The organism is Streptomyces sp. SL06, from assembly GCF_058244745.1.
The window spans coordinates 2228359-2249653 of the sequence record NZ_JBSYOT010000002.1; the positions used below are offsets into that span (position 1 = coordinate 2228359).

Below are 21295 nucleotides of genomic sequence, written 5' to 3' on the forward strand. Positions count from 1 at the left end.
CACGCCCGTGTCCCACGCCCCCCACCCCGCGCCCGGCCGGGCCCGACGGCGCGCCTGCCGGTCCGCGCGAACCTCCCCCCACCGCCTCCCGTCACCCCGGAGTGAACGACATGACAGACCAGCAGGTACGCATCGTCTCGCTCGGCGACATCGCGCCGAACCGCCGCCGCGGCGGAGACCTCCGCGCCCTTCTCACGCCCACCACCGCCGGCGCGACCAGCGGCTTCATGGGCGTGGCCATGGTGGAGCCCGGCGACCGCATCGCCGAGCACTACCACCCGTACTCCGAGGAGTTCGTGTACGTCACCGACGGCGCGCTGGAGGTGGACCTGGACGGCGTGCCGCACCCGCTCTCCGCCGGGCAGGGCCTGCTGGTCCCGCGGGACACGCGCCACCGCTTCCGCAACGTGGGCAACGTCGAGGCGCGCCTCGTCTTCCACCTGGGTCCCCTGGCCCCGCGGCCGGAACTGGGCCACGTCGACACGGAGGACGCGGCGGGCAACCCCCTCCCGCAGAACCGGGAGCACGCGGGAGGTGCCGGGCAGGAGCGTCCCGCCACCGCGGCCGAGGCGGTGTCATGACCCGGCGACGGGTCGCCGTCACGGGCATAGGCGTCGTCGCCCCTGGCGGGATCGGCGTGCCCGGGTTCTGGAACCTGCTGTCCGACGGCCGTACGGCGACGCGCCGCATCTCCCTGTTCGACCCGGCCGGGCTGCGCTCGCAGATCGCCGCCGAGTGCGACTTCGAACCGGCCGAGCACGGGCTGGACCTCGCCACGGTCCAACGGTGCGACCGCTACGTGCAGTTCGCGCTCGTGGCCGCCGCGGAGGCGGTGCGGGACGCGGAACTCGACCTGAGCCGCGAGAACCCCTGGCGGGCCGGCGCCACGCTGGGCACGGCGGTCGGCGGCACCACGCGGCTGGAGCACGACTACGTCCTGGTCAGCGAGCGCGGCTCGCGCTGGGACGTCGACGACAAGCGGGCCGGGCCGCACCTGGAGCGCGCGTTCACCCCGGCCGCCCTCTCGTCCGCGGTCGCCGAGGAGTTCGGCGTGCACGGCCCGGTGCAGACGGTGTCCACCGGGTGCACATCGGGTCTGGACGCGGTGGGGTACGCCTACCACGCCGTCGCCGAGGGACGCGTCGACGTGTGTCTGGCGGGCGCGGCGGACTCGCCGATATCGCCGATCACGATGGCCTGCTTCGACGCCATCAAGGCGACCTCGCCGGACAACGACGACCCCGCGCACGCCTCCCGGCCCTTCGACGCCGAACGCAACGGCTTCGTCATGGGCGAGGGCGCCGCGGTGCTCGTCCTTGAGGACCTGGAGCACGCTCGGGCCCGCGGCGCGGACGTGTACTGCGAGATCTCCGGCTACGCGACCTTCGGCAACGCCTACCACATGACCGGGCTCACCAAGGAGGGCCTGGAGATGGCGCGGGCCATCGACGCGGCGCTGGACATGGCCGGGCTGGACGGCTCGGCCGTCGACTACGTCAACGCGCACGGCTCCGGCACCCAGCAGAACGACCGGCACGAGACCGCGGCCGTCAAGCGCTCGCTGGGCGAGCACGCCTACGCGACGCCGATGAGTTCGATCAAGTCCATGGTGGGCCACTCGCTCGGTGCGATCGGCTCGATAGAACTGGCCGCCTGTGTGCTGGCGATGGCCCACCAGGTGGTGCCGCCCACGGCCAACTACACGACCCCCGACCCCGAGTGCGACCTGGACTACGTGCCGCGCGAGGCACGGGAGCGGACGCTGCGGCACGTGCTGTCGGTGGGCAGCGGCTTCGGCGGCTTCCAGTCCGCGGTCGTACTCAGCGGCTGCGAAGGAGGGCTGCGATGAGCGGACCACGAGGGACCGACAGCGGGGACCGGCGCGCGGTCGTCACCGGGCTCGGCGTGGTGTCGCCGCACGGCGTCGGCGCCGAGGCGTTCTGGAAGGCGGTCGCGGACGGCACCAGCAGCCTCGGGCCCGTCACCCGGGAGGGCTGCGGCCATCTGCCGCTGCGGGTCGCGGGCGAGGTGCGCGGCTTCGACGCGGCCGAGACGGTCGAGGAGCGCTATCTCGTCCAGACCGACCGCTTCACGCACTTCGCGCTGACCGCCACCCGACACGCCCTGACGGACGCCCGGTTCGGCCGGGCCGATGTCGAATCCGCATACTCGGTCGGGGTGGTCACCGCCGCCGGTTCGGGCGGCGGCGAGTTCGGGCAGCGTGAGTTGCAGAACCTGTGGGGACAGGGGGCTCGGTTCGTCGGCCCGTACCAGTCGATCGCCTGGTTCTACGCGGCCAGTACCGGCCAGATCTCCATCGGCAACGACTTCAAGGGCCCCTGCGCGGTCGTGGCCGCCGACGAGGCCGGCGGTCTGGACGCGGTGGCGCACGCGGCGCTGACCGTGCGCGGCGGCACCGACACGGTGGTCTGCGGCGCGACGGAGGCGCCGTTGGCCCCGTACTCGATCGTCTGCCAGCTCGGCTACCCGGAGCTGAGCCGCGCCGCCGAACCCGACCGCGCCTACCGTCCGTTCACCAACGCGGCCTGCGGGTACGCGCCGGCCGAGGGCGGTGCCGTACTCGTGGTCGAGGAGGAGGGGGCGGCACGGGAGCGCGGCGCCGACGTGCGGGCGACGGTGGCCGGGCACGCGGCGACCTTCACCGGGCCGTCCCGCTGGGCGCAGTCCCGGGCCGGGCTGGCCCACGCGATCGAGGGCGCCCTGGCCGAGGCGGGCTGCCGGCCCGAGGAGGTGGACGTGGTCTTCGCGGACGCCCTCGGGGTCCCGGAGGCCGACCGGGCCGAGGCTCTGGCGCTGGCCGACGCGCTCGGCCCGCACGCCCGGCGGGTGCCGGTCACCGCGCCCAAGAGCGGGACGGGAAGGGCGTACTGCGCGGCACCGGTGCTGGACGTGGCGACGGCGGTGCTCTCCATGGAGCACGGGCTGATCCCACCCACCCCGCACGTGTTCGACGTGTGCCACGACCTGGACGTGGTGACCGGCCGGGCCCGCCCCGGCGAGCCGCGCACGGCACTGGTGCTCGGCCGCGGGCTCATGGGTTCCAACTCGGCGCTCGTGCTGCGGCGCGGCGCCGTGCCGTCCGCGGGCCGGTGAACGACGCCCCGCGCACCCGTCGAACCGAACACCGACGGTCGCGTCCGGTCCGGCCGAACAGGGCCGGAGCGGACGGCGACCGGCCGGACAACCAACGCCAACCCGAGTGAAGGAGCACCCCTCATGACCGATCGAGTGGACCATCAGGTGACCGTCGAGGACCTGGCGGCGCTGATGAGGCGCACCGCCGGCGTGCACGTCGAACCGGCCGCCCTCAAGCAGCGGGCCGACGCCGGTTTCGACACCTTCGGCCTGGACTCCCTCGGCCTGCTCGGCATCGTGGCCGAGCTGGAGAAGCGGTACGGGCTGGGCCTGCCGGAGCAGGCCGAGCGCTGCAAGACGCCCGCGGACTTCCTCGCGCTGATCAACGGCGCCCTCAAGACAGGAGTGTGACATGGCAGGGCACACCGACAACGAGATCACCATCGCCGCTCCGCTGGAGCTGGTCTGGGACATGACCAACGACATCGAGGGCTGGCCCCGGCTGTTCAGCGAGTACGCCTCCGTGGAGGTGCTCCAACGCGACGGCGACCGCGTCACGTTCCGGCTCACCATGCACCCGGACGCCGACGGCAAGGTGTGGAGCTGGGTCTCCGAGCGCGTCGCCGACCCCGTCACCCGCAGCGTCCGCGCCCACCGGGTGGAGACCGGGCCCTTCCAGTACATGAACATCGTCTGGGAGTACTCCGAGACCGCCGAGGGCACCGTGATGCGCTGGACCCAGGACTTCGCGATGAAGCCGGACGCGCCCGTGGACGACGCCTGGATGACGGACAACATCAACCGCAACTCCCGTACCCAGATGGCGCTGATCCGGGACCGGATCGAGCAGGCGGCGGGCGAGCGGCGCACCGCCTCGGTGCTCGCCGACTGACACCGGCGGGCCGACCGACACCGACCGAGGGGATCACCCCATGCACCACACCCTGATCGTCGCCCGGATGGCACCCGGCGCGGCACCGGACATCGCGAAGGTGTTCGCCGAGTCCGACAGCGGCGAGCTGCCCCACCTGGTGGGCGTCGACCGGCGCAGTCTCTTCGAGTTCGGTGACGGCGTGTATCTGCACCTCATCGAGAGCGACGAGGACCCCGCCCCCGCCATCGGCAGGCTGACCGGGCATCCGGAGTTCCGCCGGGTCAGCGAGCGGCTCGAACCGTATGTCTCGGCGTACGACCCGTCGACCTGGCGCGGTCCGAAGGACGCGATGGCCCGCTGCTTCTACCGCTGGGAGCGGACCGCCGCCGGCTGACGGCCCGTCCTCCCTCGCATGCGTCGGGGTCGTCCGGTTCCCGCCGGGCGGCCCCGACGCCGGTGTGCGCGGACGCCGAACACGCTTGTGAGAAGGCCCACTTGAGGTTCTGTGACGTTCTCGCGGCTCCTTTCGTTCTGATTCCGGGAGTGCACGAAGTCCGTCGTGCGCGCCCGCGGACCAGGGGACCTGGAGAGGGGACGCACGTCGTGGGCCGAACCACCGCCCGCGGGACCCGAGCCCGCGGCCGAAGGCGCCGAGGACCGGCCCGACTGTTTCTGCCGGGGCTGGCCCTCGGGGCGGTGCTGCTGACCGCGGGCGCCGCCGTCGCGTACTGGCGGGAGACCCGGCCCCCGGTGACGGACGATCAGGTGGCGGACGTCGCCGACGCCCTGGACGCGGCCGAGCGCACGGCTTTGCCCGCGAGCCCGTCCCCGGCCCCTTCCCCATCCCCGTCCCCGTCCTCCTCGCCCTCCGCCGTCGCCATCCCGGCGACCGGGCCCGGCACCTTCGTCACCGCCCGCGCCGACGGCGCGACCGTGGGCACCGGCAGTCGCGTACGCCGTTACAAGGTCCTGGTCGAGAAGGGCGTCGACATCCGGGCGGGCGACGCCGCGGCCGAGGTGTCCGAGGTGCTCGCCGACCGCCGCGGCTGGACCCGGGACGGCACCAACTCCTTTCGGCTGGTGGGTTCGGGCCCGTACGACTTCGTGGTGAAGATCGCCACGCCGGGCACCGTCGACGAGATCTGCGGCGCCGCCGGACTGCTCACCCGGGGCGAGGTGAACTGCAGCGTCGGCACGGACGTGGTGGTGAACCTCAAGCGCTGGGTGCTGGGTTCACCCGAGTTCGACGGCCCGATCGGCGAGTACCGGGCACTGATCGTCAACCACGAGGTCGGCCACCGCATCGGCCGCGGCCACGAGACCTGCCCCGGCCCCGGACGGCCCGCCCCCGCGATGATGCAGCAGATCAAGGGCCTCAAGGGATGCGTCGCCAACGCCTGGCCCTACGACGGTGCCGGCGAGTACCTGGGCGGGCCCCCGGTCCCCTGAGCCACCCGGCGGGAGCGTTCGGCGGACGATCGGGGGGACAGGACGCGGGGCGGCGGGTGATGATCGGAGGCATGACCACCACACCGCGCTTCGACCCCCGTGCCCTGCTGGCGGAGAGCCGGCTCGGCGTGCTCGCGACGATCAAGTCGGACGGCCGCCCCCAGCTCTCCCCCGTCATGCCCGCCTACGACCACGAGGCCGGCGTCGTCCGCGTGTCGACCCGCGAGGGGCTGGCCAAGACGGCCAACCTGCGCCGCGACCCGCGGGCCGCGCTGGAGGTGACCGCCCCGGACGGGAGGTCCTGGGCCACCGCCGAGGGCGTCGCCACCCTCACCGGGCCGGGCACCGACCCGCACGGACCGGAGGTCGACGCGCTGGTGGAGTACTACCGCGCCGCCGCGGGTGAGCACCCGGACTGGGAGGAGTACCGCTCGACGATGGTCTCCGACCGCCGGGTACTGCTCACCATCACCGTCGAGCGGGTCTACGGGGCGGACATCGGCTGACCGGGCACGGGCGGCGAACAGCGTGTGCCGGGCGGCGTGTACGACGCGCGCAAAATTTGTGCCGGTGCGGTGATAGATCCGCCCGCCGTTTGCGTATGTCCTGGCGTACGAGTCTCTCGCGTCGCCCTCTGGAGGCACCATGCCCCGCCTGTCCCGCAGCAGGATCGGAGTCGTCGTCCTGTTCGGTGCGATGACCCTGACCCTCACCGCGCTGGCCTTCCCGGCCATGGTCGGTCTGGACCAGGGCAAGGACGACCAGAACAGGATCGTCGCCAACACGGAGTACGGTCCGGTCACCGAGGCGGACCGGGACTTCGTGGTCAAGGTGCGGGCCGCGGGGCTGTGGGAGTACCCGCTGGGCGAGATGGTGATGGAGCGCGGTACGACGAAGGCGATGAAGACGGCCGGCGAGCATTTGATCGTCGGTCACGCCGGACTGGACGCCATGTGCCGCCAGATCGCCCCCGAGTTGGGCATCACGCTGCCCAACCGGGCCTCCCCGCAGCAGGAGGGCTTCGTGGCGACGATCGACGCAAAGAGCGGCAAGGACTTCGACTCCACGGCCGTCAACATCATGCGGGTGACCCACGGCCAGATCTTCCCGGCCGTCGCCAACATCCGGGCCAGCACCAAGAACAGCCTGGTGCGGCAACTGGCGGACGTGGCCAACGACACCGTCCTGGACCACATCACGGTGCTGGAGAAGACCGGGCTCGTCGAGTACGACGACGTGACCTTCAAGCAGACCGGCCCGGCGAAGCTGCCGAAGGAGAAGACCACGCCGCCCCCGCCGGGGCCGGGAGAGCGGGTTCTGGTGCTCAAGCCGCGTCCCGACCTGAACGTGAACACGGCCTCTCCGAAGCCGACTCCGTCACCGGCGGCGCCCTGACCCCTGCCGCGCGGAGCACCTGGCACTCTCTTTTCGCCCTGTGCGATGATCCGGCGCGGGAGCCGGCCCGCCCCGGGGCCGAACGAGAGAGGAAGAGCGGGACCATGACCGCTTCCGGACCGGGCAGCGGCGCCACACCGGACGAGCCGGACGGTGTGCCGCCCGTGCCCGAGCACGTCTGGCGGATGTTCCTGGAGGACGACGAGCACGCCATCCGCGCCTCCGCCCCGAGGGAACCCTCCGCACAGGACCGGGCCCTTGGCCTGGACCCCGGACCGGCGTACGGCACCGACCCGTCCGATGCCCGCGGCACGCACCCGGGCCGCCCCTGCGCCACCGTCGGCGAGCCGTGGCGCCCGGAGGATCCGTGGACCGGACGGGCCTGGGGCGAACTGAACCGGCGGGCCCGGCTCCGGCGGGTGGGCCGGGTGGTCGGCACGGCCACCGCGGTGGCCCTCGCCCTGACCGCGTGGTCGCAGCTGTCCACGGCTCCGGGCGCCCCGGGCGGCGGGCCGGCCGACACCATCGGGCGCCGCCTGGAGGAGAGCCCCGCCCTGCCCACCCTGGCGTCCCCCGCACCGACGGAGTCCGGCCCGGCGACCCCCGCCGTCTTCGACACCGCGCCGTCCGTCGTCCCCCGGGCCTCCTTCTCGTCCGGGACCCTCGGCATCGGCTGAACGCCCACCGCCCGTGACGGGAGGCGTCAGGCGCTGCGTCTGCGGGAGGCCGTCTTCTTGGCGCTCTTGGCGCCCGTGTTCCCGGCGGGCGTGTCCTTGGCCGCCGTGCGCCTGCCCGCGGCCTTCTTGGCGGTGCCCCCGGCCGCCGTCTTCTTCGCGGTCCGGGCGGAGGGCTCGGCGGACTTCGCCGACGGCTTCCCGGCGGTGGAGGTCGTCTTCTTCGGCGCCGCCTTCTTCGCCGGGGTCTTCCTGGCGGCCGTCGACGTCGACTTCTTCCCGCCGGTCTCCTTGGGGGTCCGCCGGGACGGCGTCCCGCGCCGTGGCAGGGACCTGACCTCGGCGTCCTCGTCGGGCTCGGCGGGCTCGGCGCCCCGGGACTCCCGTGCCGCCCGCACACTGCCCTCCAGCGCGGCCATCAGGTCCAGCACCTTCCCGGGCTCGGCCTCCGGCCGGCTCTCCGGGGGCCTCTCGCCGGCGGTCTTCGCGGCGACGACCTCCTCCAGTGCCTCGCGGTACTCGTCGTGCAGGTCGTCCAGGTCGATCTCGCCGAGGGTGTCCATGAGGGCGTCCGCGAGGTCCAGTTCCTGGTCGCGGACGGTGACACCGGCGTCGGGCGCGACGCCCTCGGGGGCGCGCACCTCGTCCGGCCACAGCAGGCCGTGCATCGCGATGGCGTCGCCGACGACCCGGAGCATGCCCAGGCGCTCCCGGCCGCGCAGCGCGAACTTGGCGATGGCGACCCGGTTGCTGCGCTTGAGCGCCTCGCGCAGCAGCGTGTACGGCTTGGCGGCGGGGGCGCCGCTCGCGGCGAGGTAGTACGCGGAGCCCATCTGGAGCGGGTCGATGCGCTCCTCGGGCACGAAGGCCACGATCTCGATCGTCCGCGCCGTCGGGATCGGCAGGTGGGACAGGTCCTCGTCGGTGATCGGGATCATCGAGCCGTCGGCGTCCTCGTAGGCCTTGCCGATCTCGGCCTGGGTGACCTCCCGGTCCTCCAGCTCGCACACCTTGCGGTAGCGGATCCGGCCGCCGTCCTCGGTGTGGATCTGGCGGAAGGAGATCGAGTGGCTCTCGGTCGCGTTCACCAGCTTGATCGGGATGCTGACCAGGCCGAAGGAGATCGCGCCGTTCCAGATGGATCGCACGTGCAGCATCCTTCCTGCCGGACCACCTTCGGGCGGTTTGCCTTTGTTTCATAGGTTTCATGAGTTTCGCGAGATTCGTGAGATTCTCATCGTATGGCGCCCATGACAGAGGTGGAGGGGCGACGGATCGCCCTCAGCAACCTGGACAAGGTGCTGTATCCCGAGACCGGCTTCACCAAGGGCGAGCTGCTGCACTACTACGCGACGACCGCCGGGGTGCTGCTGCCGCACCTGCGGGACCGCGCGGTCTCCTTCCTGCGGTATCCGGACGGTCCGGACGGCCAGGTCTTCTTCACCAAGAACGTGCCGCCGGGTACGCCCGACTGGGTCACCACGGCCGAGGTGCCCCGCTCGGAGGGCCCGGCCCGGATGGTGCTGGTGCAGGACCTGGCGAGCCTGATGTGGGCGGCGAACCTGGTGACCGAGTTCCACACGCACCAGTGGACGGCGGACGATCCCGGCGAGGCCGACCGGCTGGTGCTCGACCTCGATCCCGGGCCGCCCGCGACCGTCGTGCAGTGCTGCGAGGTCGCGCTGTGGCTGCGGGAGCGGCTGGCGGCGGACGGCGTCGAGGCGTACGCCAAGAACGTCCGGGGCCAAGGGGCTGCATCTGCTGGCCGGGGTGCGGGGCGCGTCCTCGGAGCGGGTGTCGGAGTACGCGAAAGGGCTGGCGGTGGAGGCGGAGGAGGCCCTGCCGAGGCTCGTGGTGCACCGGATGACGCGCAGCCTGCGGCCGGGGAAGGTATTCGTGGACTGGAGCCAGAACGCCGCCCGCAAGACCACGGCCGCCCCGTACACGGTGCGGGCCCGCGCCGTGCCGGCCGTCTCCACTCCCGTGGCCTGGGAGGAGGTGGCGGGGTGCCGGCGGGCGGAGCGGTTCGCCTTCCGGGCGGAGGACATCGGTCCACGGGTGCGGGACCACGGCGACCTGCTGGCCCCGCTGCTCGACAGGGACCGGGCGGCGACGCTGCCGTGAGAGGCGGGGGCGGCCCGGTGCTCAGACCCGCGTCCAGGTGGCCCGGTCCCGGGCCATGGCGTGCAGGGCCTTCACGTCGGCCGGTTTGAGCACCCCGCCCAGGCGGGCCAGTCCCGGCAGTTCCCCGTCGGTGAGGAGGCGGACGGAGCGGGGCACGCCGGTGACGGTCACCCGTGCCGGTTCGACGAGGACCAGGACGGGGCGGACCTCGGCCGTCAGGGCGTGGGAGGCCCGGTCGGCCGAGGCGCGGACCCGGCGCAGCAGCGGACGCGGTTCGCGCCGGCCCAGCGCGACCAGGGGGTCGGTGACGCGGACCCGCTGCCCGCGGGCGGGCAGGACGTGGAGGGCGAAGAGCCCTCCGGGCCCGATCACCAGGTGGTGGACGCGGTCGCCGCCGGGCAGCGGGACGGAGTGCAGGGTGTGCAGGCCGGCGCCGTCGAGGCGGTCCAGGGCCGCTCCCGTCCTCTGCTCGGCGGCCAGCGCCCGCCGGCGCGGGTCGGTGCGCAGCAGCCGGTGTGCGGGACCGGGTGTCCGTTCCAGGTCGACCAGGAGTGCCTCGCCGGGCCGGTTGGGGGCGAGGTCGTCGTCGGGGTGGAGGGCGAGCCCGGCCAGTTCGGCGGGGGTCGGGACCGGGGGCGGGCCGACCGTGACCGGGCCGGTGAGGTAGGGGCGCAGGGCCGCGAGCACCTCGTCCTTCCGGTCGTCGCTCAGCAGATTGACGCGGGCGGCGTCACGGTCGTACCAGGCGACGTTCCCGCCGTCCGGGAGGCAGACGTACAGCCGTTCCTGCCCGTGCCGCCGGGCCGGTACGACGCGCAGTCCGTTCATGCACCATCACCCCGCGTCCATGGGACCAGGCGGGGTGCTGCGGGGGCAAGAACGCGGCTACCTTGGGGAGGAGTCGGGACAGGCCCTCGGGCCGCACTGGGGAGGCGCTGTTGGGTGTCCGCGGGACGGGATCCGACGTGCCGGCGCCGGGCCGGCCCTGGGACGAGATCGCGCCGGGGCTCTGGATGGGCGGGCACGAGTTCCGCCGGCCGGCCGGCGGGCTGGGGCTCGCGGTGGTGCGGGACGAGTTCGATCTCGTACAGACCCTGCTGCGGCTGCCCGGGTGCGGGCCGGACGACGGTGTCGAGCACCATGTGTGGCCGATCCCCGACGGGCCCCTGGACGGCACCCAGCTCGCCGGGGCGATCCGGCTGGCGGAGGCCGCGGACGAGGCGCTGGACGCGGGACGCAAGGTCCTCGTGCGCTGCTGCCAGGGGTACAACCGCTCCGGTCTCGTCGTCGCGCACACCCTGGTGCGCCGGGGCGCCACCGCCGACGAGGCGGTCCGGCTGATCCGGGCCCGGCGCTCGCCGTGGGCGCTGCACAACGAGCTGTTCGTGGCCTATCTGCGGGCCGGCCTGGACACCGCGCGGCTGCTTGAGGACCTGGCCGAGTAGCCCGGCCCGCGCCGGCGCACGCAAAATGGCCTTCCGTACGAAGACGCGTTCGGTGCAGCCCGGATCCGGGCGGGCCGCCCGCGCCGATCACCGACCCCAGGAGTGCAGTGCTCCCGAGCCGCCGTGGGCGCCCCGCCCGCGCCCCCGCCGTCCTCGCGCTGCTCCTGGCGACCGCGGCGGCCGGGACGCTGACCGCGTGCGGCGACACGGGCGGGCTGCGGAGCGCGGGCGCGACCCCGGCCGCGCGGAGCCCGGCCCGGCTCTGGCCCGACCTGCCGCCGGCGTCGAGTCCGGCCTACGACATCGGCGAGGTGGACAACGAGGTCGTGGAGGGCGTCACCGTGCCCGGCGGCGACATCCGCGCGGCGGACCCGGTGGCCGTCGTACGGGCGGAGATCGCCGCGCACCCGGACGACTACGCGGGCGACGGGGCGCCGTACCGCGAGACGGCCCGCCGGATGGCGGACTGCGGCGCGGACGGCGCCCGCGCCAACGAGGGCGACGGCGGGTGCCCCGTGCTGCGGCCGTACTACCGCGACCTGACCGGCGACGGGCGCGCCGAGCTGACGCTGGGCTTCCGGCTGCTGCCCGAGAAGCTGACCGCCGTGCGCGTCTACACCGTCGAGAAGGGCCGGCTCGTGCGGGTCATGTCCTACGACGACGCCGTGGGCGCGGTCGAGCTGGCCGGGCGGACGGTGATCGTCCGTTCGCCCTCGGAGGTCGCGGGCTACGAGTACCGGCTCCAGTGGACCTGGGACGCCGACCAGCGGGCCATGCTGCTGACCAGCGACGAGATGCTGCCCACCGACGACGGCGGAAAGCACACGGCACCGTCGCCGTCGTCCTCGGCGAGCGCGCGGTGAGGCTCGCCCTGCCGAGGTGGGCCGGGCCGCTCGCGGTGCGGGCCGCCGTCTTCATCACCGTGATGTGCTGCGCGCTCGCCGCGCTGCTCGGTGTCCTGGTGCACGTCTCGGTGACCGACCAGACCGTCGGCCAGGCCCGCGACGCGGCCCTGGCCCGGCTGCGGGAGGCGACCGCGTCCTACGAGGCGGGCGACCCGCTGCGGCCCGGCGCCGGCGTCGATCCGCCGGGGCTGCCCGAGCGGCTGCGCGAGCTGGCCGCCTCGGGCCGGCGCGGCACGATGGCCGCCGAGTACGAGGGGCGCCCCACGATGTGGGCGGCGGGCCCCGCGGGCGGCGGCCGGGCGCTGGCGGTGCGGGTCGACCACTCCCAGGGGGAGCGCACCATCGAGGGCCTGGACAGCGCGATCGTGTGGTCGTCGGCACTGGCGATCGGCGCGACGCTGCTGGTCGGCGCGTTCGCCGTGACCCGGGTGACGCGCCGGCTGCACACCACGGCCCGGGTGGCGCGGCGGATCACCGCGGGCGACCTCGACGCGCGGGTCGACGATCCCCGCGCGCAGGATCCGAGCCGGGCGCAGGACGAGGTGGCCTCGGTCGCCGCCGCGCTGGACTCCATGGCCGCGTCGCTCCAGGGCAAGCTGCTCGCCGAGCAGCGGTTCACCGCCGACGTGGCGCACGAACTGCGCACCCCGCTGACCGGCCTGCACGCGGCGGCCGAGCTGCTGCCGCCCGGCCGCCCGACCGAGCTGGTACGGGACCGGGTGGCGGCGCTGCGCACGCTCACCGAGGACCTGCTGGAGATCTCCCGGCTGGAGAGCGGGCGCGAGCGCCTGGAGACCGAACCGGAGGAACTGGGCGCGCTGGCCCGGCGGGTCATCCGGGGCTCGGGCACCGACACCCGCGTGGACATCGCGGGGGACGCTCGGGTGGAGACCGACCGGCGGCGCCTGGAGCGGGTGCTGGGCAATCTGGTCGCGAACGCGCACCGGCACGGGCGGGCCCCGGTGGTGCTGACCGTCGACGGGCCGGTGATCACCGTACGGGACCACGGGGACGGCTATCCGGACTACCTCCTCGCCCACGGGCCGCAGCGCTTTCGCACCGAGGGCGGGACGAAGGGGCACGGCCTCGGGCTGACCATCGCGCTGGGCCAGGCGGAGGTGCTCGGGGCGCGGCTGGAGTTCTCGAATCCGCCCGGCGGCGGGGCGCGGGCGCGGCTGACGCTGCCTCAGCAGCCCTGACCCCGCCCGGACCACGGCCCCTTCCCCGATGGCTCAGTGCGGCGGGCGGGCCGTGCCGGGCGCTCCTAATGTGGCGGTTAGTCATCTGACGACACGTTTCGCTCCCCGGGAGGTACTCCCATGTCCCTGCTGTCCGCACCGTCCCCGCGCTCACCGCTTCTCCGCGCACTCGCCACCGCCCTCGCGGCCGGCGCGCTCGCCACCGCAGCCGCCGTCACGCCCGCCGCGGCGCACGACGAGCCCGGCGGCGACCCGGCCCCCGCCGCGGCCGTCGACGGCGCGGGAAAGGGCGGTGAGCCGTCGAGCGGGAACGACGGCGGCGGCCAGGACCAGGGCCGCTACCGGGGTGTCGTCACGGCCGACCGGCTCGCCCTGCGCACCTCGCCGACCCGCGGCTCGGACATCATCCGGTACGCCCGCCGGGGCGAGGTCGTCTCCATCTACTGCAAGACGCCCGGCGACACGGTCGACGGCAACCCGCGCTGGTACCTCCTCACGGACGGCACCTGGGCCTGGGGCTCGGCCCGCTACATCGACAACATCGGCCCCGCGCCGCGCTGGTGCTGATGCCGACGACTCGCACACCCCGCCATTTAGGTAAGTTCCGGACATGACCAAGGCCGGAACCGGAACCGGAATCACCGTGGCACAGGCGGACACGCCCGTTCCCGTCGCCCGACTCCCCCGGCGCCGTGGCACCGAACTCGCGCTCATCCTCATGGCCGTCCTGCTGTCGGTGTTCGGCTACTGCAACGTCGGCCTCGCCCAGCACGGCACCCTCCCGCCCGGCGCCGCCGGTTACGGCGCCGGGCTCGGTGTGCTCGCGCTCCTCGCCCATCTGGCGGTACGGCTGCGCGCGCCCTGGGCCGATCCGCTCCTGCTGCCCATCGGCGTACTGCTCAACGGCCTCGGCCTGGTGCTGATCTACCGGCTCGACCTGGAGACGCCGGACGACCGGGCGGCCCCCACCCAGCTGGTGTGGTCGACGCTGGGCGTCGCGCTGTTCATCGTGGTCGTCCTGCTCCTGCGCGACCACCGGGTGCTCCAGCGCTACGCGTACGTCTGCGTCGCCGCCGCGCTCGTCCTGCTCACCGCGCCGATCCTCTTCCCGGCCGTGAACGGCGCCCGGATCTGGATCCGGATCGGCGACCTTTCCATCCAGCCCGGCGAGTTCGCCAAGGTGCTGCTCGCGGTGTTCTTCGCCGCCTACCTGGCCGCGAACCGCAGCGCGCTGGCGTACGCGGGGCGGCGCGTGTGGCGGCTCCAACTGCCCACCGGCCGCGTCCTCGGCCCGATCCTCGCCGTGTGGCTGGTCAGCGTCGGCGTCCTGGTCCTGGAGCGCGACCTCGGCACCTCGCTGCTCTTCTTCGGCCTCTTCGTCGTCCTGCTGTACGTCGCCACCGGCCGCACCGGCTGGATCGCGGTCGGCCTGCTGCTGGCCTCGCTGGGCGCGGTCGCCGTGGGCTGGCTGGAGCCGCACGTGCACAGCAGGGTGGAGGACTGGCTGCACCCCTTCGCGTCCATCGAGGCGGGCCGGGGCCCCAACCAGCTCGCCCAGTCCCTGTTCGCCTTCGCCGCGGGCGGGGTGACCGGCACGGGCCTGGGCCTCGGGCACTCCGTGCTGATCGGCTTCGCCGTCAAGTCGGACTTCATCCTGGCGACGGCCGGTGAGGAGCTGGGCTTCCTCGGTCTGACCGCCGTCATCCTGCTGTACGGGCTGCTGGTGGAGCGCGGCTACCGGGCGGCGCTCGGCGCGCGCGACCCCTTCGGCCGGCTGCTCGCGGTCGGCCTCTCCTCGATCGTGGCGCTCCAGGTGTTCGTCATCGCGGGCGGCGTGACCGGGCTGATCCCGCTGACCGGCATGGCGATGCCGTTCCTGGCCCAGGGCGGCTCCTCGGTCGTCACCAACTGGGCGATCGTGGCGCTGCTGATCCGGGTCAGTCACGCCGCCCGCAGCCAGGCCGACGCCAAGGCGGCGCCGTGAGAGCCGGGCCGCCGCGGTGACCCGGAACATCCGGCACGCCGCCGCCTTCTGCGCCCTGCTGCTGGTCGCCCTGCTGGTGAACGCGGCCCGGGTGCAGATCGTCCAGGCCCCGGAGTACGACGACAACCCGGGCAACCGCCGCCCGGACATCGCCCGCTACCAGCAGCCGCGCGGCGACATCCTGGTCGGCGGCAAGGCGGTCACCGGCTCCCGGGACAGCGGCGAGCACCTGCGCTACGAACGGACCTACGCGAACGGGCCGATGTACGCGCCGGTCACCGGCTTCGCCTCGCAGGCCTACGGCACGACCCTGCTGGAGCACGCCGAGGACGACCTGCTGTCCGGCGCCGACCCGGCGCTCGCGCCGATCCCGCTGTGGAACGACGTGACCGGGTCCCGCAACCCGGGCGGCGACGTGGTGACGACGATCGACGGGGCCGCGCAGCGGGCGGCGTTCGAGGGGCTCGGCCGGCACAAGGGGGCGGTGGCGGCGATCGAGCCGTCCACGGGCCGGATCCTCGCGCTGGTGTCGACCCCGTCGTACGACCCCCAGTCGCTCTCCGGGAACAGCGCCGCCGCCGACCGGACCTGGGAGCGGCTGAACGGCGACCCGGACAAGCCGATGCTCAACCGGGCGGTGCGCCGGACCTATCCGCCGGGTTCGACCTTCAAGGTGGTCACCGCGGCGGCGGCGCTGGACGCGGGCGTGCTCCGGGACCTCGACGCACCGACCCGCTCCCCCGACCCGTACACGCTGCCCGGGACGCGGACCAGGCTGACCAACGAGGGCGACGGGTGCGCGGACGCCTCGCTGCGGGAGGCCTTCGAGTGGTCCTGCAACACGGTGTTCGCCAAGCTCGGCGTGGACGTGGGCGTGACGGACATGGCGGCCACGGCGGAGGCCTTCGGCTTCAACGACGCCGGGGTGCGGATCCCCTTCGCCGTCTCGCGGAGCACCTTCGACACCTCGGTGGACCGGGCGCAGCTCGGGCTGTCGTCGATCGGGCAGTACAACACGCGGGCCACGCCGCTGCAGATGGCGATGGTGGCGGCGGCGGTGGCCAACGGCGGGCAGGTGCGGGCGCCGTATCTGGTGGAGCGGACGCTGCGGGCGGGCGGCGGCCTGGTGGCGGCGGCCGGGTCGCGGCCGTCCCGGGAGGCGATGCGGCCCTCGACGGCCGCGCGGCTCAAGGAGCTGATGACCGGCGTGGTGGAGAACGGCACCGGCGCGAACGCCGCGATCCCGGGCGCCACCGTGGGCGGCAAGACCGGCACCGCCCAGCACGGGGTCGGCAACTCGGGCACGCCGTACGCCTGGTTCGTCTCCTGGGCGCAGCGCGACGGGGACGTGGAGCCCGAGGTCGCGGTCGCGGTGGTGGTCGAGGGCTCGGCGGCGGACCGGGAGGGCATCAGCGGGGGCGGTCTGGCGGCGCCGATCGCCCGCGCGGTCATGAAGGCGGTGCTCGGCCCGGAGGCCTGAGCACCCCTCACCCCTCACCCCTCACTTCTTTACTCGCGGTCAACAAGTCCCGCGCAGGGGATTGACGAGCTTGCTGACAAGCAGTCTCATAAGACGAGCGAGTGACCGCGGGTAACCCGAACCGTACGACGAGGTGGGACAGCCATGACGACCCTGACGGAAGACGACGCGCTCGACGGCCTGCGCGACGCGCTCGGCCTGCTCAAGGACCGGGAGCAGGTGGCCGAACGGCTGCTCGACTCTTCCGCCAAGCACTCCTTCGACCCGGACAAGGAGCTGGACTGGGACGCGCCCTTCGAGGAGGGCAAGTGGTTCTGGCCGCCGGAGCTGGTGTCGCTGTACGACACCCCGATGTGGAAGCGGATGAGCGAGGAGCAGCGCGTCCTGCTCTCCCGGCACGAGGCCGCGGCGCTCGCCTCGCTCGGCATCTGGTTCGAGCTGATCCTCATGCAGCTCCTGGTCCGGCACATCTACGACAAGGCGGCGACGAGCGCGCACGTGCGCTACGCGCTGACCGAGATCGAGGACGAGTGCCGGCACTCGAAGATGTTCGCCCGGCTGATATCGCGCGGCGGGACGCCGTACTACCCGGTGAGCCCGGCGCACCAGCACCTGGGGCGCCTGTTCAAGACCGTCTCCACCACCCCCGGCTCCTTCACCGCCACCCTGCTCGGCGAGGAGATCCTGGACTGGATGCAGCGGCTGACCTTCCCCGACGAGCGGATCCAGCCGCTGATCCGGGGCGTCACGCGCATCCACGTCGTCGAGGAGGCCCGGCACGTGCGCTACGCCCGTGAGGAACTGCGCCGCCAGATGGTGACGGCCCCGAAGTGGTCGCGGGAGTTCACCCGGATCACCTCCGGCGAGTTCGCCCGCGTCTTCTCCGTCGCCTTCGTCAACCCCGAGGTCTACACGAACGTCGGCCTGGCCAGGCACGAGGCCCTGGCCCAGGTCAGGGCCAGCGGCCACCGCCGCGAAATCATGCAGACCGGCGCGAGGCGCCTCACGGACTTCCTGGACGACATCGGCGTACTGCGGGGTGTCGGGCGACAGTTGTGGCGGTCCTCGGGGCTGCTGGCCTGACCGGGCCGCCCGCCCCGGTGGCCGCGGGAGCGTACCCGGACGGCCGCGGGGACGCGCGGGCTACGCTGCGGTTCATGACCCCGCAGGCCCCCACCCCCGCCTACCGCCGGCTCAGTGTCGAGGAGCGCCGCGTCCAACTGCTCGACGCGGCGCTCGCCCTGTTCGCACACCGGCCGCCGGAGGAGGTCTCCCTGGACGACGTGGCGGAGCGGGCCGGGGTCTCACGGCCCCTGGTGTACCGGTACTTCCCGGGCGGCAAGCAGCAGTTGTACGAGGCCGCGCTCAGGTCGGCCGCCGACGAGCTGCGGCTGTGCTTCGACGAACCCCTCGACGGCCCGCTGCCGGCCCGGCTCTCCCGGGCCCTGGACCGCTACCTCGCCTTCGTCGACGAGCACGACACCGGCTTCAGCGCCCTGCTGCGCGGCGGCAGCGTGGTCGAGACCTCGCAGACCTCGGGCATCGTGGACGGCGTGCGCCGGGCCGCCGCCGAGCACATCACGCGCCACCTCGGCATCGGCGAGCCCGGCCCGCGGCTGCGGATGACCGTGCGGATGTGGATCACGGCGGTGGAGGCCGCCTCCCTGATCTGGCTGGACGAGGCCAAGGAACCGCCCGTCGACGAGCTGCGGGACTGGCTCGTGGAGCAGTTCCTCGCCGTGCTCACCGTCACCGCCCGCCGCGACCCGCAGACCGCGGCGCTGGTCGAGGCGTTCGCGGCGGATCTCTGAGTCCGGCGCGCGGATCGCCGACACTGGTGCCGTGAAGAGCGAAGACACCCCCTTCGAGGGCGGCCCCATGGACGGGCGGGTGCTGCCCGTCCTGGTCGGGATGACCGGGCACCCGCCGAAGACGTACCGCATCCCCGTGCCGGACCCGGACGGCGGCCCGCCCACCGTGCTCGTGTACCGGCGCGTGCCCCGCGAGGCCCGGGGCGGCCTCGGTCTCGCCCGCTGGAAGTACGCGTACGACCCCGAGGGCCGCAAGGGCTCCGGCCGCGCCTGGCCCTGGTCCAGACCGTCCCCGGGACCGGGCCGCGAACCGGGCGCCGATCCAGACGCCACGCCGGGTGGCAAACCGGACGACGCCCACGGGTGACCCCGTTGCGCCGAACCGCGCACACTCGGCGCGCGGAGCCCGGGAACACGCCACAAGCTCGCGGTGCGGAGCGGACGGGCCGCCCCGCACCGGAGGTGATGGCGTGTCAGGAAGGCTTCTGCGGCTGGTGTGCACGGCGGCGACGGCGGCCGGGATCGTCCTCGCACCCGTGCCCGCCGGGGCCGAACCCGAGCCCGGCGGGGCCGGCGGCGAGCGGTCCGTCGCCGAACTGCTGACGGACCTTCAGCGGCTCTACCAGGAGGCGGAGAAGGCCACCGAGACCTACAACGGCACCGAGGAACGGCTCAAGGAGCGGCGCGCCGAGGTGCAGCGGCTGGACGCCGCGCTGACCCGGACCCGGACATCCCTGGACGACAGCCGTGGCGCGGCCGGACGGCTGGCCCGCCAGCAGTACCAGGGCGGGACCAACCTCTCCCCCTATCTGCGGCTGCTGCTGGCCCGCGACCCGCAGCACGCGCTCGACCAGGGGCATGTGCTCGGGCAACTGGCCCGGGATCGGGCCGAGACGGTGGGCCGCCTGACCGGCGACGCGAGGAAGGCGGACGACCTGGCCCGGCGGGCCCGGGAGGCCCTGGACGAGCAACTCGCCCTGGCCGAACGCCAGGAGAAGCAGCGGGACGACGTACGCGACCGGCTGCGCGCCGTCGAGGAACTGCTCGCCTCCCTCAGCCCCGAGGAACTGGCCGCGCTGGCGCGGTTCGAGCAGAACGGGATCGCCGAGGCACAGGAGCGTTTCATGGCGTCCGGCGCGCTCGGCGACGACGGCAAGCCCTCGGCGGAGGGCGACCGGGCGGTGCGGTTCGCGGTGGAGCAGGTCGGCAAGCCCTACGAGTGGGGTGCCGAGGGCCCGGCGTCGTACGACTGCTCGGGGCTGACCTCCGTGGCCTGGCAGCGGGCCGGGACGCCGATCCCGCGGACCAGCCAGGAGCAGTGGGCGGAGCTGGACCACGTGCCGCTCGGCGAGCTGCGGCCCGGCGACCTGGTCGTGTACTTCCCGGAGGCCACCCATGTGGCGATGTACCTCGGTGACGGCATGGTCGTCCAGGCACCGCGTCCCGGCGCCAACGTCAAGGTGTCGCCGATCGCCGCCAACCCGGTCCTGGGTGCCGTACGCCCCGACCCCGGCGGGGAGCCCGTGGCACGGTACGCGCCGCCGAGGCTCCCCGAGGGGGCGACGGACGGGTCCGACGAGGGGTACGCCGCCGGTTACGCGCCGGCCGCCCCGGAGACCTCCGCGAGGTAGCCCTCGGTCTTCGCCGGGTCGAAGAAGAAGTTCTCGAAGTCGGCGGGGTCGTCGAAGCCGTTGGCGAAGCGGTCGGCGACCGGCTGGAGCCGGCCGGCCGCGCCGATCAGGTTCAGGACGTGCTCCGGCGGCGGGGCGAGCATGGCGTTCGTCCACTTGGTGACGTGCTGGGCCGTCTGCCAGTACCGCTCGAAGGTCTGCTGCATCCAGGCCTCGTCGAACTCCTTCTCCCCGTGCTCCAGGATCGAGGCGAGGTAGGCGGCGGCGCACTTGGAGGCGGAGTTGGAGCCCTGTCCGGTGATCGGGTCGTTGGCGACGACCACGTCGGCCACGCCGAGGACCCGGCCGCCGCCGGGGAGCCGGCCGATCGGGTTGCGGACGGTGGGGGCGTAGCGGCCCGCCAGGGTGCCGCCTGCGTCGGTCAGTTCGACCTTGGTGGCCCGCGCGTACTCCCAGGGGAGGAATCTCTCCATGAGTTCCAGGGTCAGGGAGAGGTGCTCCGCCGGGTCCTTGACGTCCGCGAAGGCGTCGAGCGGGCCGCCGGGTATGCCCTCCCAGAACAGGATGTCGGCGCGGCCCGAGGTCGTGAACGTCGGCATGATGAACATCTCGCCCACGCCGGGGACCAGATTGCAGCGGACCGCCTCCATGTCCGGGTGCTCCGGGCGCGGGCCCAGGCCGTGGACGTAGGCCACCGCGAGCGCGCGCTGCGGCTCGGTGTACGGGGAGCGCGAGGCGTCGCGGCCGAACATCTGGACCAGCTCGCCCTTGCCGGCCGAGACCAGGACGAGGTCGTAGGCGCGGGAGAAGTAGTCCAGGTCGCCGACGGCCGCGCCGTGGATGACCAGTTGGCCGCCGCGCTGTGCGAAGGTCTCCATCCAGCCGGCCATCTTCACCCGCTGGTCGACCGACTGCGCGAAGCCGTCGAAGTGCCCCACCCAGTCGATCGCCCGCTGCGAGGGGCCCGGGTCGAAGGAGCCGGGGGCCGCGACCGAGACGCCGAGTCCCTCGATCTTCGGGGCCTGGGACTCCCAGAAGTTCAGCTGGAGATCGCGTTCGTGCTGGAGTGCCGTGTGGAACATGCACTGCGTCGACATGACCCGTCCGGTGCGGATCTCGTCCGCGGTCCGGTTGGACATCAGGGTGACCTCGTAGCCGTGCGACTGGAGGCCGAGGGCGAGTTGGAGGCCGGACTGGCCGGCTCCGACGACGAGTATCTTCCGCATGC

At 73.7% G+C, this 21295-nt stretch carries 23 protein-coding genes and 1 pseudogene; 21 read left to right on the plus strand and 3 right to left on the minus strand.

The window, feature by feature from the left end:
- Nucleotides 1-110 precede the first annotated feature (110 nt).
- The 10 genes from AC4IHM_RS09940 (at nt 111) to AC4IHM_RS09985 (ending at nt 7491) form a co-directional block, all read left to right on the plus strand.
- Complete coding sequence (locus AC4IHM_RS09940; RefSeq protein WP_490866708.1) at nt 111-581, plus strand: cupin domain-containing protein; 471 nt, start codon at nt 111-113, stop codon at nt 579-581.
- Complete coding sequence (locus AC4IHM_RS09945; protein ID WP_490866709.1) at nt 578-1849, plus strand: beta-ketoacyl-[acyl-carrier-protein] synthase family protein; 1272 nt, start codon at nt 578-580, stop codon at nt 1847-1849. The genes AC4IHM_RS09940 and AC4IHM_RS09945 overlap by 4 nt, the downstream gene beginning before the upstream one ends.
- Nucleotides 1846-3114 (plus strand): ketosynthase chain-length factor, encoded by a 1269-nt coding sequence (locus AC4IHM_RS09950; protein WP_490866710.1) that lies wholly within the window; start codon nt 1846-1848, stop codon nt 3112-3114. The genes AC4IHM_RS09945 and AC4IHM_RS09950 overlap by 4 nt, the downstream gene beginning before the upstream one ends.
- Before the next feature lie 123 nt (nt 3115-3237).
- Nucleotides 3238-3507 (plus strand): acyl carrier protein, encoded by a 270-nt coding sequence (locus AC4IHM_RS09955; RefSeq protein ID WP_490866711.1) that lies wholly within the window; start codon nt 3238-3240, stop codon nt 3505-3507.
- 1 nt (nt 3508) lies between these two features.
- Nucleotides 3509-3988 carry an SRPBCC family protein gene (locus AC4IHM_RS09960; RefSeq protein ID WP_490866712.1) on the plus strand — a complete coding sequence of 160 codons (480 nt, stop codon included), beginning with the start codon at nt 3509-3511 and terminating at the stop codon, nt 3986-3988.
- A 40-nt stretch (nt 3989-4028) separates the two neighbouring features.
- On the plus strand, nt 4029-4364 hold the full coding sequence (locus AC4IHM_RS09965; protein WP_490866713.1) for a TcmI family type II polyketide cyclase: 336 nt from the start codon (nt 4029-4031) through the stop codon (nt 4362-4364).
- Nucleotides 4365-4666: 302 nt separating this feature from the next.
- Nucleotides 4667-5419 (plus strand): DUF3152 domain-containing protein, encoded by a 753-nt coding sequence (locus AC4IHM_RS09970; RefSeq protein ID WP_490866714.1) that lies wholly within the window; start codon nt 4667-4669, stop codon nt 5417-5419.
- Nucleotides 5420-5490: 71 nt separating this feature from the next.
- Nucleotides 5491-5925, plus strand: coding sequence for a PPOX class F420-dependent oxidoreductase (locus tag AC4IHM_RS09975; RefSeq protein ID WP_490866715.1), 435 nt, complete (start codon nt 5491-5493; stop codon nt 5923-5925).
- A 139-nt stretch (nt 5926-6064) separates the two neighbouring features.
- Nucleotides 6065-6814 (plus strand): DUF4142 domain-containing protein, encoded by a 750-nt coding sequence (locus tag AC4IHM_RS09980; protein WP_490866716.1) that lies wholly within the window; start codon nt 6065-6067, stop codon nt 6812-6814.
- Nucleotides 6815-6918: 104 nt separating this feature from the next.
- Entirely contained in the window at nt 6919-7491 is a 573-nt protein-coding gene (locus AC4IHM_RS09985) for a hypothetical protein (protein WP_490866717.1), read from the plus strand.
- Between the two features lie 26 nt (nt 7492-7517).
- On the opposite strand, the gene ku is transcribed toward AC4IHM_RS09985, so the two are convergent.
- Nucleotides 7518-8636 carry a non-homologous end joining protein Ku gene (ku, locus tag AC4IHM_RS09990; protein ID WP_490866718.1) on the minus strand — a complete coding sequence of 373 codons (1119 nt, stop codon included), beginning with the start codon at nt 8634-8636 and terminating at the stop codon, nt 7518-7520.
- Nucleotides 8637-8729: 93 nt separating this feature from the next.
- Between ku and ligD the strand changes: the two are divergent.
- Nucleotides 8730-9612 (plus strand): annotated as a pseudogene (gene ligD / locus AC4IHM_RS09995) (non-homologous end-joining DNA ligase).
- Between the two features lie 21 nt (nt 9613-9633).
- On the opposite strand, the gene AC4IHM_RS10000 reads toward ligD, so the two are convergent.
- Nucleotides 9634-10440, minus strand: coding sequence for a nuclease-related domain-containing protein (locus AC4IHM_RS10000; RefSeq protein WP_490866719.1), 807 nt, complete (start codon nt 10438-10440; stop codon nt 9634-9636).
- Nucleotides 10441-10577: 137 nt separating this feature from the next.
- On the opposite strand from AC4IHM_RS10000, the gene AC4IHM_RS10005 reads away from it, so the two are divergent.
- The 10 genes from AC4IHM_RS10005 (at nt 10578) to AC4IHM_RS10050 (ending at nt 20067) form a co-directional block, all read left to right on the plus strand.
- Nucleotides 10578-11057, plus strand: a complete 480-nt coding sequence (locus AC4IHM_RS10005) for a protein-tyrosine phosphatase family protein (protein WP_490866720.1) — start codon at nt 10578-10580, stop codon at nt 11055-11057.
- A 107-nt stretch (nt 11058-11164) separates the two neighbouring features.
- Nucleotides 11165-11920, plus strand: coding sequence for a hypothetical protein (locus AC4IHM_RS10010; protein WP_490866721.1), 756 nt, complete (start codon nt 11165-11167; stop codon nt 11918-11920).
- The gene (locus AC4IHM_RS10015; protein ID WP_490866722.1) at nt 11917-13161 is read left to right on the plus strand and encodes an ATP-binding protein; all 1245 of its coding nucleotides are present in this window, start codon (nt 11917-11919) and stop codon (nt 13159-13161) included. The genes AC4IHM_RS10010 and AC4IHM_RS10015 overlap by 4 nt, the downstream gene beginning before the upstream one ends.
- A gap of 120 nt (nt 13162-13281) precedes the next feature.
- Nucleotides 13282-13728 carry an SH3 domain-containing protein gene (locus tag AC4IHM_RS10020; RefSeq protein WP_490866723.1) on the plus strand — a complete coding sequence of 149 codons (447 nt, stop codon included), beginning with the start codon at nt 13282-13284 and terminating at the stop codon, nt 13726-13728.
- A 43-nt stretch (nt 13729-13771) separates the two neighbouring features.
- A complete protein-coding gene (locus AC4IHM_RS10025) occupies nt 13772-15145 on the plus strand; it encodes an FtsW/RodA/SpoVE family cell cycle protein (RefSeq protein WP_490866724.1) in 1374 nt (457 codons plus the stop codon).
- A 16-nt stretch (nt 15146-15161) separates the two neighbouring features.
- The gene (locus AC4IHM_RS10030; RefSeq protein WP_490866725.1) at nt 15162-16625 is read left to right on the plus strand and encodes a penicillin-binding transpeptidase domain-containing protein; all 1464 of its coding nucleotides are present in this window, start codon (nt 15162-15164) and stop codon (nt 16623-16625) included.
- Between the two features lie 144 nt (nt 16626-16769).
- Nucleotides 16770-17708 (plus strand): AurF N-oxygenase family protein, encoded by a 939-nt coding sequence (locus AC4IHM_RS10035; RefSeq protein WP_490866726.1) that lies wholly within the window; start codon nt 16770-16772, stop codon nt 17706-17708.
- A 74-nt stretch (nt 17709-17782) separates the two neighbouring features.
- Nucleotides 17783-18436, plus strand: coding sequence for a TetR/AcrR family transcriptional regulator (locus AC4IHM_RS10040; RefSeq protein ID WP_490866727.1), 654 nt, complete (start codon nt 17783-17785; stop codon nt 18434-18436).
- 31 nt (nt 18437-18467) lie between these two features.
- Nucleotides 18468-18803 (plus strand): DUF8847 domain-containing protein, encoded by a 336-nt coding sequence (locus AC4IHM_RS10045; protein ID WP_490866728.1) that lies wholly within the window; start codon nt 18468-18470, stop codon nt 18801-18803.
- Nucleotides 18804-18906: 103 nt separating this feature from the next.
- The gene (locus AC4IHM_RS10050; RefSeq protein ID WP_490866729.1) at nt 18907-20067 is read left to right on the plus strand and encodes a C40 family peptidase; all 1161 of its coding nucleotides are present in this window, start codon (nt 18907-18909) and stop codon (nt 20065-20067) included.
- Here the strand turns inward: AC4IHM_RS10050 and AC4IHM_RS10055 are convergent.
- A complete protein-coding gene (locus tag AC4IHM_RS10055) occupies nt 20031-21293 on the minus strand; it encodes a styrene monooxygenase/indole monooxygenase family protein (RefSeq protein WP_490866730.1) in 1263 nt (420 codons plus the stop codon). The genes AC4IHM_RS10050 and AC4IHM_RS10055 overlap by 37 nt on opposite strands.
- Nucleotides 21294-21295: the final 2 nt, after the last annotated feature.